The organism is Streptomyces achromogenes (genome assembly GCF_030816715.1).
Lineage (GTDB): Bacteria > Actinomycetota > Actinomycetes > Streptomycetales > Streptomycetaceae > Streptomyces > Streptomyces achromogenes_A.
Genome location: NZ_JAUSYH010000001.1, coordinates 5,267,335 through 5,280,020, shown reverse-complemented (window position 1 = coordinate 5,280,020; position 12,686 = coordinate 5,267,335). Strand labels below are relative to the sequence as shown.

General features: G+C 73.8%; 11 protein-coding genes. 5 read left to right on the top strand and 6 right to left on the bottom strand.

Annotated features, from left to right (window positions below; all coding sequences use genetic code 11):
• Positions 1–192: 192 nt before the first annotated feature.
• From tsaE to alr, 3 genes are read right to left on the bottom strand one after another with little or no spacing between them, the layout of a single operon-like run.
• The gene (gene tsaE / locus QF032_RS23895) at positions 193–705 is read right to left on the bottom strand and encodes a tRNA (adenosine(37)-N6)-threonylcarbamoyltransferase complex ATPase subunit type 1 TsaE (RefSeq protein ID WP_057584656.1); all 513 of its coding nucleotides are present in this window, start codon (positions 703–705) and stop codon (positions 193–195) included.
• Positions 671–1,924: an alpha/beta fold hydrolase gene (locus QF032_RS23890; protein ID WP_307045315.1), complete on the bottom strand. Its 1,254-nt coding sequence runs from the start codon at positions 1,922–1,924 to the stop codon at positions 671–673. Before QF032_RS23890 ends, tsaE begins: the two co-directional genes overlap by 35 nt.
• Before the next feature lie 55 nt (positions 1,925–1,979).
• A complete protein-coding gene (gene alr, locus QF032_RS23885) occupies positions 1,980–3,143 on the bottom strand; it encodes an alanine racemase (RefSeq protein ID WP_307045314.1) in 1,164 nt (387 codons plus the stop codon).
• 180 nt (positions 3,144–3,323) lie between these two features.
• Here alr and QF032_RS23880 point away from each other — a divergent pair, with 180 nt between their 5' ends.
• Complete coding sequence (locus tag QF032_RS23880; RefSeq protein ID WP_307045313.1) at positions 3,324–3,623, top strand: hypothetical protein; 300 nt, start codon at positions 3,324–3,326, stop codon at positions 3,621–3,623.
• Positions 3,624–3,687: 64 nt separating this feature from the next.
• Here QF032_RS23880 and QF032_RS23875 read toward each other — a convergent pair whose 3' ends face one another.
• Both QF032_RS23875 and QF032_RS23870 read right to left on the bottom strand, forming a co-directional pair.
• On the bottom strand, positions 3,688–5,127 hold the full coding sequence (locus tag QF032_RS23875; protein ID WP_307057421.1) for an NAD(P)H-hydrate dehydratase: 1,440 nt from the start codon (positions 5,125–5,127) through the stop codon (positions 3,688–3,690).
• Between the two features lie 46 nt (positions 5,128–5,173).
• Entirely contained in the window at positions 5,174–5,545 is a 372-nt protein-coding gene (locus tag QF032_RS23870) for a holo-ACP synthase (RefSeq protein WP_306949750.1), read from the bottom strand.
• A 158-nt stretch (positions 5,546–5,703) separates the two neighbouring features.
• Here QF032_RS23870 and QF032_RS23865 point away from each other — a divergent pair, with 158 nt between their 5' ends.
• Both QF032_RS23865 and QF032_RS23860 read left to right on the top strand, forming a co-directional pair.
• Positions 5,704–6,693, top strand: coding sequence for a hypothetical protein (locus QF032_RS23865; RefSeq protein WP_307045312.1), 990 nt, complete (start codon positions 5,704–5,706; stop codon positions 6,691–6,693).
• Positions 6,690–8,453 (top strand): M16 family metallopeptidase, encoded by a 1,764-nt coding sequence (locus QF032_RS23860; RefSeq protein ID WP_307057419.1) that lies wholly within the window; start codon positions 6,690–6,692, stop codon positions 8,451–8,453. Before QF032_RS23865 ends, QF032_RS23860 begins: the two co-directional genes overlap by 4 nt.
• Positions 8,454–8,571: 118 nt before the next feature.
• Here the strand turns inward: QF032_RS23860 and glmS are convergent, their stop codons facing one another.
• Positions 8,572–10,419, bottom strand: coding sequence for a glutamine--fructose-6-phosphate transaminase (isomerizing) (glmS, locus tag QF032_RS23855; protein WP_307045310.1), 1,848 nt, complete (start codon positions 10,417–10,419; stop codon positions 8,572–8,574).
• Between the two features lie 202 nt (positions 10,420–10,621).
• On the opposite strand from glmS, the gene coaA reads away from it, so the two are divergent.
• Together coaA and QF032_RS23845 are read left to right on the top strand one after the other, a co-directional pair.
• Positions 10,622–11,590 carry a type I pantothenate kinase gene (coaA, locus tag QF032_RS23850; protein ID WP_306949754.1) on the top strand — a complete coding sequence of 323 codons (969 nt, stop codon included), beginning with the start codon at positions 10,622–10,624 and terminating at the stop codon, positions 11,588–11,590.
• A gap of 16 nt (positions 11,591–11,606) precedes the next feature.
• The gene (locus QF032_RS23845) at positions 11,607–12,545 is read left to right on the top strand and encodes a DUF389 domain-containing protein (RefSeq protein WP_307045309.1); all 939 of its coding nucleotides are present in this window, start codon (positions 11,607–11,609) and stop codon (positions 12,543–12,545) included.
• Positions 12,546–12,686 lie beyond the last annotated feature (141 nt).

The window sequence follows — 12,686 nt, the reverse complement described above, 5'->3', positions numbered from 1 at the left end:
GACCACGCCCCGGACACGGAACGCAACATTTTGCCGACACGTTGTCGGAACCTTCACGGGGTCAGGTGAGCAGGTCGACGGCACCGCGGACCGGCAGCACCCCGCCCCGGACCGGCAGCACCCCAGCCCGGAAGCCCGTCAGGCACGCCAGCCACGCGAGCCGCGCCGGTCACGTCAGTCACGTCCCGTACGTCAGGCCGACAGCACGCCGAGGTCCGCCGAGGCCCAACGCCGACCGAGCGCCGACACGGTCACGTGCCGCACCTCGTCGTCGGTGTCGCCGACCGCCCGGTGAATGCGGATCTGAAGCCGGTCGTCGGTCAGCTCCTCGACCTTGCCCTCGCCCCACTCCACGACGATCACCGACTCGGGCAGCGACACGTCGAGGTCGAGGTCCTCCATCTCGTCGAGCCCGCCGCCCAGGCGGTACGCGTCGACGTGGACCAGCGGCGGACCGTCCCCGAGGGCGGGGTGCACCCGGGCGATCACGAACGTCGGGGAGGTGACCGCGCCCCGGACCCCGAGCCCCTCGCCGAGCCCGCGGGTGAGCGTCGTCTTGCCCGCCCCGAGCTCCCCGCTCAGCATCACGAGATCGCCGGCGCGCAGCACCTTGGCCAGCCGACGGCCGAAGTCCCGCATCTGCTCGGGGGAGTTGACGGTGATCCGAAGGTCAGCCGGGTGGTGCGGCGCTGCTGGTGTCTCCATAACCTCCCACGGTAGCCCCTGCCGGCACGGCGCCCGCGCGCGTGAGCAGGTCGGCGAGGCGGTCGGTGACCGCTTCCGGGTGCTCCAGCATCACGAGGTGCCCGGCGTCGGGGACGAGGACCAGTTCGGCGTCCGGCAGCATGTCGGCGATCGCCTCGCTGTGCTCGCTCGGCGTCACCAGGTCCCCGATGCCGGCCAGCACCAGCACCGGCATGTCCGTGAAGCAGGCGAGCGCCTCGGTCTTGTCGTGGTCGGTGAACGCCGGGTAGAACTCGGCGACCACGTCGATCGGTGTGCTCTCGATCATCCGCTCGGCGAACCGCGCCACCGCCGGGTCCACGTCCCGGGACGCGAACGAGTACCGCTTGATGATCCCGGCGAACAGGTCGGCGGTCGCCCGCCGCCCCTTCTCCACCAGGGCCGCCTGCTGCCCGAGCGCCTTCAGTATTCCCGGCAGCACCCGCCGGACCGCGTTCACACCGGCGACCGGCAGCCCGAAGTTGACCTCGCCGAGCCGCCCGGACGACGTCCCGACGAACGCGGTGGCGACCACCCGCTCGCGGATCAGCTCGGGGTACAGGGCGGCCAGGGCCATCACCGTCATCCCGCCCATGGAGTGCCCGACCAGCACGATCGGCCCCTCCGGCACGGCCGCGTCGACGACGGCCCGCAGGTCGCGTCCGAGCTGGTCGATGGTGACCGGCACGCCGTCCCCGGTCTGGGCGTTGCCGCGTCCGGACCTGCCGTGGCTGCGCTGGTCCCAGTGCACGGTCCGCACGACGCCCCGCAGGGCCGCCCGCTGGAAGTGCCAGGAGTCCTGGTTGAGGCAGTAGCCGTGACTGAACACGACGGTGACCGGCAGCGGCGCCTTGCGCCCGAAGAGCCTGCGCCGCCGGCCGGCCGGTCCGCCCTGCGGTTCGACGTCGTCGACCTCGTAGTACAGCTCGGTGCCGTCGTCGGCGTACGCCTTGCCGGGGGTGCCGCGCAGCCCGCCGTACGGTCCCGCCGAGTCGAGCGCCAGCCGGGCCTTGGCCCGCATGCCCCGCCCCACGGTCATCCGCTCCAGGGCGACGCCGGCCGCGGCGCCCGCGGCGATCACGCCTATCGCGGCGCCCGCGATGCCGGTCGTCCGGCGCCATCCTCCGGCCGCCCCCGTCGCGGACGCGGCGAGGACCGCCGTGGCGGCGCTCGCCACCGCCTCCGCGCTGCTCTCGCTCACGTGCCGCTCCTCCTGGGCCGATGTCCGTGCACTGACTGCGGGTTACCCGGTCTGGTCACTCATTCACATAGACGCGGGGAACGCGCGATCCGATGCGCGTGACGATCTCGTACCCGATGGTTCCGGCCGCCTGCGCCCAGTCCTGCGCCGTGGGCTCGCCGCGGTCGCCCGGCCCGAAGAGGACCGCCTCCGCGCCGGGGCCCGGCTCGTCGCCGCCGAGGTCGACGACGAACTGGTCCATCGCGATGCGCCCGGCGGCCGTCCGCCACTTGCCGCCGACCAGCACCGGGCCGGTCCCGGAAGCGTGCCGCGGCACGCCGTCGGCGTACCCGAGGGGCACCAGCCCGAGCGTCGTCGCACCCGGAGTGACGTAGTGATGGCCGTAGCTCACGCCATGCCCGCCGGGGACGTGCTTCACCAGGGCCAGCGAGGCCGCGAGAGTCATCACCGGCCGCAGTCCGAGGTCGGCGGCGGAACCCAGCTCGGGGCTGGGCGAGAGGCCGTACATCGCGATCCCGGGGCGGACCAGGTCGAAGTGGGTCTCGGGGAGGGTGAGCGCGGCCGGGGAGTTGGCGATGTGCCGCACCTCTGGCCGGACGCCCTGCCGCTCGGCGTATGCCGCCATCTCGCGGAACCGGTCGAGCTGGGCGGCGACGGACGGGTGCCCCGGTTCGTCGGCGCAGGCGAAGTGCGACCACAGGCCGGTGACCCGCACCAGTCCCTCGCGCTCGGCGCGCAGCGCCTCCCCGACTAGCTCGGGCCAGTCGGCGGGCTGGCATCCGTTGCGTCCGAGCCCGGTGTCGGCCTTGAGCTGCACCCGGGCGGCCCGCCCGGCGGTCCGTGCGCCCTCGACGGCCTCCCGCAGCGCCCAGAGCCCGCTCAGCGACACGTCGAGGCCGGCCTCGACGGCCTCCCGCCAGGGCCCGCCCGGTGTCCAAAGCCAGCACATGATCCGGACGTCCGCGGGCAGTCCGGCGTGCGCGCGCAGCGCGAGGGCCTCCTCGGGCGTGGCGGTGCCCACCCACTCCGCGCCGGCCTCGACGGCGGCGCGGGCGCAGGGGGCCGCCCCGTGCCCGTATCCGTCCGCCTTGACCACGGCCATGAACGCCGCGCCCGGCGCCTTGGCGCGCAGGGTACGCACGTTGGCGCGCAGCGCGGCCAGATCGATCTCGGCGCGGGCGCGGGACGGGGCGGCGGGCGGCTTGGCAGTCTCACTCATCGCGCCCAGTGTCGCAGAGCGGCCTGGCGGCGCTCCCGGCACCGGGCCGCCACCTCCGCACGGCGACCCGGGAGGCGGCGCGCGCCGGGGCCGCTCTTACCCGGGGCTGGTACAAGAAGGCATCAGCACCGCCCGCCGGCACACCCGTGCGGCCCGGGTCGAGCACAGGAGGCGACATACGTGACGGACGGGAGCTCGACGAACGAGAACGTAGCCGACGGGTCCATGAAAGGCCGGGACGCGACGGGCGCCGACGCGAAGGGCACCGACGGGAAGGGCCGCGGCGGGAGGGTCGACCTGAGGCGCGCGGGGGTCGACGCCCTGCTGTTCGCGCTCGCCGTCCTCGCCTCCCTCGCTCTGACGCACCTCGTGATGTCCCCGGGCACCGCACGTGACATGTGCTTCGTGCTGCTGGTCCCGGTCATCGCCTTCGGCGTCCGCGCGGCGAAGGAGGCCGTGCCGCAGCGCCGGACCGGCTGAGTCCGGCCCTCCCTTCTCCTGGTCACGCCAGCCACGCCAGCCACGCCAGCACCGTTCAGTCCCCTCAGTCGCACACGTCCCGCCAGGCCCGCGGGATCGCCTCGGCCACGTCGTGCGCCCCGACCGGCGCCCCGTCCGCCGCGTACCGACCCGCCAGGCCGTGCAGGTACGCCCCGACGCTGCCCGCGTCCAGCGCCCCCAGCCCGGCCGCCAGCAACGAGCCCGCGAGTCCCGACAGCACGTCCCCGCTGCCGGCCGTGGCGAGCCACGCCGTCCCGGTGGCGTTGACCCGCACGGGGCCCTCGCCGCCCGCGTCGGCGACCAGCGTCGTCGACCCCTTCAACAGCACCGTCGCCCGGTACCGCGCCGCCAGCTCCCGCACCGAGGCCAGCCGGGCCCCCTCCACCTGCTCGCGCGCCACGCCCAGCAGCGCGGCCGCCTCCCCGGCGTGCGGCGTCATCAGCGTCGGCGCGGCACGCCCCCGCACCGCGTCGGCGTCCGCCAGCCGCAGCCCGTCGGCGTCGATCAGCACGGGCACGTCGGCGGCCAGCACCTCCGCGACCGTCGCCGCGTCGTCCCCGGCGCCCGGACCGACGACCCAGGCCTGCACCCGTCCGGCGTGTGCGGGCCCTCGCTCCGACACGAGCGTCTCGGGGAACCGCGCGAGGACCGCGTCCCCGGCCGGACCGACGTAGCGCACCGCCCCCGCCCCGCCGCGCAGCGCTCCCGCGACGGCGAGGACGGCGGCCCCCGGATACCGGGCCGACCCGGCGGCGATCCCGACGACGCCCCGCCGGTACTTGTCGCTCTCCCCGCCCGGTGCCGGCAGCAGGGCGGCCACGTCCGCGTGCTGCAGCGCCTCCAGCCCGGGTACGGCGGGCAGGTGGCCGCCGAGCCCGATGTCGACGAGCCGCACCGAACCGGCGTACTCGCGCGCGGGATCGACCAGCAACGCCGGCTTGTGCGTGCCGAAGGTGACGGTGAGGTCGGCGCGCAGCGCGCTCCCGTGCACCTCTCCGGTGTCGGCGTCGACGCCGCTGGGCAGGTCGACGGCGACGACGAGGGCCCGGGCCCGCTCGACCAGCGCGGCCACGTCCGCCGCCTCCGGCCGCAGACCGCCCTTGCCGCCGATCCCGACGACGCCGTCGAGCACCAGGTCGGCGCGGCGGACGAGGTCGCCGGCCGCGTCGGGGGCCACGGTCGCGCCGCCGGCCCGGCGCAGCGCCGTCAGCCCTCCGGGGTGGGTCCGCCCGGACGCGAGCAGCACGGCGGTCACCCCGGCCCCGCGCCGGGCGAGCCGCGCCCCGGCGTACAGGGCGTCACCCCCGTTGTCCCCGCTGCCGACCAGCAGCACGATCCGGCGTCCGTACACCCGGCCCAGCAGGTCGGCGCAGGCGGCGGCGAGCCCGGCGGCGGCCCGTTGCATGAGGGCCCCTTCCGGGACCCGGGCCATCAGCTCCCGCTCGGCACGACGGACGGTCTCCACGCAGTAGGCAGTACGCATACGGTCGAGTCTGCCCCGGCCTCCCCCGCCACCGCACCCGCACGCCTCACCCCTCGGCCACCACCACCGCCGAGGCCACGCCCGCGTCGTGACTCAGCGACACATGCCATCCCCGTACGCCCAGTTCGGCCGCCCGGGCGGCGACGCTCCCCCGCACCCGCAACCGGGGCCGCCCGCTCTCCTCGACGTACACCTCGGCGTCGGTCCACAGCAGCCCGGGCGGGGCCCCGAGCGCCTTGGCGAGGGCCTCCTTCGCCGCGAACCGGGCCGCCAGCGACGCCATGCCCCTGCGCTCGCCGCTGGGCAGCAGCAACTCGCTCCGCAGGAACAGCCGCTCGGCGAGCCCGGGAGTGCGTTCCATGGACGCCGCGAAGCGCTCGATCTCGGCCACGTCGATACCGACCCCGATGATGCTCATGCCGAGCACCCTAGGGCCTCGATGTCACCGCCTGGTGCTAGCCTGCGGCGACTTGATCACGTCAAGTCGGAAGCAGACTTGCACAGCGGACTCTCACCGCCGCGCGCCCTGGGGGGCCAGCCCGCGCGCCGCGGACGGCGACGCCAGGGGGCGGGGGAATGACCAGCACGACCAGCGGCATGACCGGCGGCGGACCCATGGGCTCTTCGGGGCCGACGTTCGACCCGTACGACAACACACCCGAGCTGATCCCGCTGCGCACCGCCGCGCAGGCCGGGGACTGGCCGGCCGTCCGGGCCTGCTTCGCGGGTCTCGGCTCCGTCGACAGGATCTCCTCGGCCTCCAGCCTCCTCGCCGACATCGCCGGCGTCGAGGGCTTCCTGGAGCGGGCGGCGGCCGAATCGCCCGCGGACCCGCTGCCCCGCACGCTGCTCGCCGAGCGGTACGTGTACATCGGCTGGGACATCCGCAGCGGCGCCCGCGCCAAGGACGTCTCGCAGGATCAGTTCAGCCAGTTCCACGACTGGCTGCGGCGGGCCGAGCGGCTGCTGATCGAGGTCTGCGCCGAGCAGCCCTCGTACGCCCCCGCCTGGACCACCCGGCTGACGACCGCCCGCGGTCTGCAGCTGGGGCAGGCCGAGGCCCGCCGCCGCTACGACCGGCTGTCCGCGCACCACCCGCACCACTACCGCGCGCAGACGCAGCTGCTGCAGCAGGTGTGCCCGAAGTGGGGCGGCTCCTGGGAGGCGGCGCACGGCTTCGCCCGGGAGTGCGCGACCGGGGCCCCCGACGGGTCGAACTCCGCCGCCGTGGTGGCCCTCGCCCACATCGAGCACTGGCTGGACCTGCCGAGCGGCGAGGACGCCGCGTACCTGCGGGGCGTGCCGGTCCGCGACGACCTGCGCTTCGCCGCGCAGGTCTCCGTGCTGCACCCCGACCACCGGCCCGACTGGAACTCGGTCGGCGCGCACAGCGCGTTCGCGTTCGCCTTCTCGCTGGGCGGCCACCACGCGGACGCGGCCCCGCACTTCGCCTTCCTCGGCGACCGCGCCACGGAATACCCGTGGCAGTACCTGCCCGACCAGAGGTCGGCGTTTCTCGGCTTCCGCAAGGCCGCGCTGGAATCCCGTGGAGGCGGCGCCCGATGACCACGAACCTGAACAAGCACGACGACGTCGACGCCCCGGACGGCCTCGCCGCTCTCGAGGGCCTCGTCTCGCACACCACCACGAACGGCGTGCCCACCCTCTACGCCCCCGCCTCCGGCAAGGAGATCACCGCCGGTCTCTTCTTCCGGGTGGGCCGCGCCGACGAGACGCTGGCCACGGCCGGCGTCACCCACCTCGTCGAGCACCTCGCCCTGCACCGCCTGGGCCTGTCCGACCTGCACTACAACGGCGCGACGGCGAACGCGTACACCCTCTTCCACGTGCAGGGCAGCGAGGAGGGGGTGGTCGAGTACCTGAACAGCGTGTGCGCCGGCCTGCGGGACCTGCCGATGGAGCGGCTGGAGACCGAACGGGAGATCCTCCGCACGGAGGCGGCCGGCCGCGGCGGCGGACCCCAGCACCAGATGCCGCTGTGGCGGTACGGCGCCCAGGGCTACGGACTGTCCAGCTACAACGAACTGGGCACCTGGAGCCTCACCCCCGAGCAGGTCCGCCACTGGGCGGAGACCCGCTTCACCAGGGACAACGCGGTGCTGTGGATCACCAGCGACCACGTCCCCGACGGCCTGGACCTGACCCTCCCCCCGGGGTCCCGCTTCCCCGCCCCGGCCGCGACCAGCGCCCTGCCCGTCACGCCCGCGTACATCAGCGGCGACGACGGCCATGTCGTCCTCACCTCGGTGCTGCGCCGCTCCACCGCGGCGAGCGTCTTCGCGGACGTCCTCGGCCGGGCCCTCTTCCAGGACCTGCGCCAGGAGGGCGGCTACTCCTATTCCGCGGAGGCCGACTACAGCCCGCGCGACGCCGAGTTCGCCACCCTCACCGCCTACGCCGACGCCCTCCCGCAGAAGCAGGACGCGGTCGTCGGCGGCTTCGTCGACACCCTCGCCCGGCTGCGCGCGGGCCGCATCGAGCAGGCCGAGCTGGACTCCGTCCGCGGCAAGCTCCTCAAGGTGTACGACGCCCCCGACCTCGGCGCCGCGGTGCTCCCCTCGTACGCGCTGAGCCTGCTGCTCGGGCACCGCATCCTCACCCCCGACCAGCACCGCGCCGAACTGAACGCGGTGACGACGCAGGACCTGCACGAGGTCGCCCGCCAGGCGTGGGACGCCGCGCTGCTGCAGGTGCCGGGCCGGGGCGTCGACTGGGCGGGCCTCACCCTCGCCCCGCAGTTCTCCACGGCCGCCGTGACCGGCACCCGCCACCAGTCCCTGGAGAACGAGGACGTCACCCTGGTCATCGGCGCGGAGGGGGTCAGCCTGCTCACCCCGAGGGGCCCGGTCACCGTCCGCCACGACGCCTGTGCGGCGATGACCGCGCGCCCCGACGGCGCCCGTACCCTCACCGGCCTCGACGGTTTCTCGGTGACCGTGGAGCCGACCCTGTACAAAGGCGTCATGCCGGACCGCATCGCGGCGCTGGACGCGGCCGTGCCCGGCGAGGCGATCGTACGGATGCCGGCCCGCGAACCCGACCACATCCCGCAGCCGCGCAAGCGGCCCCCGACGGCCCGGGCGGCCGGGTCCGGCGGCTCGGCGCGGGGCTGGACCGCCGCCCTGTGGCTGGTGGGCCTGCTCGCGGCGGCCTGGGGCCTGCTGTGCGGGATCATCACGGCCGACGAGTCCGCGATGGCGGACCCGGAGTGGGACGCGGTCACCGGCGTCTGGATCATGGAACTGCCGCTGCTCTTCGCGGCCTGGAAACTGTTCGCCGCGCGCAGACGCCGCACCCGGAGCTGACCCACCGCGTGGGGGTGGACACACGACACGCCCCCCACCCCCACGCGCGAGCTCCCCACCCCTCCCCGCGCGCGAGAATCCCTGCTCCCGGCGGCCGCTCTCCCCTCCCCGGCGGCCTCTACTCCACGGTGACCGACTTCGCGAGGTTGCGCGGCTGATCCACCTCGTTGCCCCGCGCGGTCGCCAGCTCGCACGCGAACACCTGCAACGGCACCGTCGCCACCAGCGGCTGGAGCAGCACCGGCGTGGCGGGGATCCGCACGAGATGGTCCGCGTACGGCACGACCGCCTCGTCCCCCTCCTCCGCGATCACGATGGTCCGCGCCCCCCGCGCCCGGATCTCCTGGATGTTGGAGACGATCTTGTCGTGCAGGACGGACCGGCCGCGCGGCGAGGGCACGACCACCACCACGGGCAGGTCCTCCTCGATGAGGGCGATCGGCCCGTGCTTCAGCTCCCCCGCCGCGAACCCCTCCGCGTGCATGTAGGCGAGCTCCTTCAGCTTGAGCGCGCCCTCCAGCGCGACGGGATAGCCCACGTGCCGCCCGAGGAACAGCACGGTGTCCTTGTCGGCCAGCGACCGGGCCAGCTCCCGCACCGGCTCCATGGTCTCCAGCACCCGCTCCACCTCGCCGGAGATCCGCGCCAGGTCCCGGACGACGGCCCGGATCTCGTCCCCCCACTTGGTGCCGCGTACCTGCCCGAGATACAGGGCGACCAGATAGCACGCCACCAGCTGGGTCAGGAACGCCTTGGTCGACGCGACGGCCACCTCCGGCCCCGCGTGCGTGTAGAGCACGGCGTCCGACTCACGGGGGATGGTCGACCCGTTGGTGTTGCAGATGGCGAGCACCTTCGACCCCTGGTCCCGCGCGTGCCGCAGCGCCATCAGCGTGTCCATCGTCTCGCCGGACTGGGAGATGGCGATGACCAGGGAGCGCGGGTCCAGGATCGGATCGCGGTAGCGGAACTCGCTGGCCAGCTCGACCTCGCAGGGGATGCGCGTCCAGTGCTCGATGGCGTACTTGGCGATCAGCCCCGCGTGGAAGGCCGTTCCGCAGGCGACGACGACGATCTTGTCGATCTCCCGCAGCTCCCGCGCGGGGATGCGCACCTCGTCGAGGGTCAGCGAGCCGCCGGCGTCGATCCTTCCCAGCAGGGTGTCCGCGACGGCCTTGGGCTGCTCGGCGATCTCCTTGAGCATGAAGTAGTCGTAGCCCCCCTTCTCCGCCGCCGAAGCGTCCCAGTCGACGTGGTAGGACCGCACCTGGGCCGGCCGGCCGTCGAACCCGGTGACCGTCACCCCGTCCCGGCGCAGCTCCACCACCTGGTCCTGGCCCAGCTCGATCGCCGACCGGGTGTGCGCGATGAACGCGGCGACGTCCGAGGCGAGAAAGGCCTCGCCCTCGCCGACGCCCACCACCAGCGGCGAGTTGCGGCGCGCCCCGACCACCACGTCCGGCTCGTCCGCGTGCACCGCGACCAGCGTGAACGCGCCCTCCAGCCGCCGGCACACCAGCCGCATCGCCTCCGCCAGGTCGGAGGTCACGGAGTACTCCTCGGCGAGCAGATGGGCGACGGCCTCGGTGTCGGTCTCGGACAGCAGTTCGTGTCCCCGCTCGGCCAGTTCGGCCCGCAGCGCGGCGAAGTTCTCGATGATCCCGTTGTGCACGACGGCGACACGCCCCGCGTTGTCGAGATGCGGATGGGCGTTGGCGTCGGTGGGCCCGCCGTGCGTGGCCCACCGGGTGTGCCCGATGCCCGTCGTCCCGGCCGGCAACGGCCGCTCCGTCAGCTCCTTCTCCAGATTGACGAGCTTGCCCGCCTTCTTCGCCGCGGCGAGCCCTCCGTCGGCCGGCACGGCGACACCCGCCGAGTCGTACCCCCGGTACTCCAGCCGCTTCAGTCCGGCCATCACGACGTCGAGCGCCGACTGAGACCCCACGTATCCCACGATTCCGCACATGCGCGGCAGCCTACGACCGATCCCCGCCCCGAAAGAGTCCCCACGTGCCCGATTCCGGAAATTCCCGCCGCCGCAGGAGCACCCCGTCCGCGTCCCGATCGCCGACCGGGGCCACTGCCCCCGCCGGCCGGCGTGACGGACCCCACCCGCCATCCCGTTCAAACTCCGTTAACAATGGACTGTGATCTCTCCGGTCCCCCCGATGCCCCGGAGCGCCCACCGGCACAGGCCGGAGGCGACTCCCTACGTCGACCTCACCCGATCCGAGTGGAGCGCGCTGCGGGAGAAGACCCCGCTGCCGCTGACCGCCGAGGAGCTCGAGAAGCTGCGCGGTCTGGGCGACGTCATCGACCTCGACGAGGTGCGGGACATCTACCTCCCGCTCTCCCGCCTCCTCAACCTCTACGTGGGCGCCACCGACGGCCTGCGCGGCGCCCTGAACACCTTCCTGGGCGAGAAGGGCTCGCAGTCCGGCACTCCCTTCGTCATAGGGGTCGCCGGCTCCGTCGCCGTCGGCAAGTCGACGGTCGCCCGTCTGCTGCAGGCGCTGCTCTCCCGCTGGCCGGAGCACCCGCGCGTGGAGCTGGTCACCACGGACGGCTTCCTGCTGCCCACCCACGAACTCGAAGCCCGCGGCCTGATGTCCCGCAAGGGTTTCCCCGAGTCCTACGACCGCCGCGCGCTGACCCGCTTCGTCGCCGACATCAAGGCGGGCAAGGGCGAGGTCACCGCGCCGGTCTACTCCCACCTGATCTACGACATCGTCCCCGACCGGCGGCTCACCGTCCGCCGCCCCGACATCCTCATCGTCGAGGGCCTGAACGTCCTGCAGCCCGCCCTGCCCGGCAGCGACGGCCGCACCCGCGTCGGCCTCGCCGACTACTTCGACTTCAGCGTGTACGTCGACGCGAGCACCGAGGACATCGAGCGCTGGTACCTCAGCCGGTTCCGGAAACTGCGTCAGACCGCCTTCCAGAACCCGGACTCGTACTTCCGCAAGTACACCCAGGTCTCCGAGGAGGAGGCCCTCGACTACGCCCGCACGCTCTGGCGCACCATCAACAAGCCCAACCTGGTGGAGAACATCGCCCCCACCCGCGGCCGGGCCGGCCTCGTGGTCCGCAAGGGACCCGACCACAAGGTCCAGCGGCTGCGCCTGCGCAAACTCTGACGGCTACCCTGCCCCCATGCTGCACCTGCGCCTGATCACCCCGGCGGAGCGGACCGACGACGTGGTCCGCCTGATCGAGCGGACCGTCGGGGCCACCCACCTCGTGGTCCTGCCCCGGGCCGCCCGCAACCCGGCCGGCGACGTCGTCCTGTGCGACGTGGCCCGCGAGGCGGGCGACGAACTCCTTTCCGACCTCCAGGAGTTGGGCCTGGAGGAGACCGGCTCGATCGCCGTGGAGAACATCGACCTGTCGCTCTCCCTGCGTGCGGACAAGGCCGAGGCGGAAGCTCCCGGCGAAGGCGCGGACGCGGTCCTGTGGGAGCACCTGACCGACGCCACCCACGAGGACTCGACGCTCTCCGTCACCTACCTCGCCTTCATCACGCTGGCCACGATGATCGCGGCCTGCGGCGTGGTGCTCGACAACGCGGTCCTCATCGTCGGCGCGATGGCGGTCGGCCCGGAGTTCGGCCCGCTCGCCGGCATCTCCACCTCGATCGTGCAGCGCGCCCCCCGCCTGGCCCTGCGCTCACTGATCGCACTCCTGGTGGGCTTCGCCGTGGCCATGGCGGTGACCGTGGGCTTCAGCCTCTTCATGGACGCGCTGGACCTGTTCAGCAAGGACCGACTGGAGGGGGACCGCCCGCAGACCGGCTTCGTCTACGCCCCGGACGCCTTCTCCTTCGTCGTCGCCGTGCTCGCCGGAGTCGCCGGCACCCTCTCCCTGACCTCGGCGAAATCGGGCGCCCTGGTGGGCGTGGCGATCTCGGTGACGACGGTCCCGGCGGCGGCGAACGCGGCGGTCGCCCTCAGCTATGGCGACATGAACCAGACGTGGGGCTCGGCACAACAGCTCCTGCTGAACCTCCTGGGCATCATCCTGGCCGGCACCCTGACCCTGCTGATCCAGAAATGGGCCTGGTCAAAGCAACGCCCCCCAGCCAAAGCAACCTGACGACCCCGCCCACCCCAACCCCCAGGGGCGCGGGAAACCCCGCGACCCACCCCACCCCACCCGCACCCATCACCACCGGCCAGGCCGGACCCACCCAGGGGCGCGGGGAACCGCGCGACAAGCCACAACGCACCCGCACCC

Bases quoted from the DNA above. Each gene is read 5' to 3' on its own strand.
- glmS (WP_307045310.1), bottom strand. From the start codon at position 10,419: ATGTGCGGAATCGTGGGATACGTGGGGTCTCAGTCGGCGCTCGACGTC.
- QF032_RS23845 (WP_307045309.1), top strand. From the start codon at position 11,607: ATGCTGCACCTGCGCCTGATCACCCCGGCGGAGCGGACCGACGACGTG.
- coaA (WP_306949754.1), top strand. From the start codon at position 10,622: ATGCCCCGGAGCGCCCACCGGCACAGGCCGGAGGCGACTCCCTACGTC.
- QF032_RS23865 (WP_307045312.1), top strand. From the start codon at position 5,704: ATGACCAGCACGACCAGCGGCATGACCGGCGGCGGACCCATGGGCTCT.
- QF032_RS23870 (WP_306949750.1), bottom strand. From the start codon at position 5,545: ATGAGCATCATCGGGGTCGGTATCGACGTGGCCGAGATCGAGCGCTTC.
- QF032_RS23875 (WP_307057421.1), bottom strand. From the start codon at position 5,127: ATGCGTACTGCCTACTGCGTGGAGACCGTCCGTCGTGCCGAGCGGGAG.
- tsaE (WP_057584656.1), bottom strand. From the start codon at position 705: ATGGAGACACCAGCAGCGCCGCACCACCCGGCTGACCTTCGGATCACC.
- QF032_RS23860 (WP_307057419.1), top strand. From the start codon at position 6,690: ATGACCACGAACCTGAACAAGCACGACGACGTCGACGCCCCGGACGGC.
- alr (WP_307045314.1), bottom strand. From the start codon at position 3,143: ATGAGTGAGACTGCCAAGCCGCCCGCCGCCCCGTCCCGCGCCCGCGCC.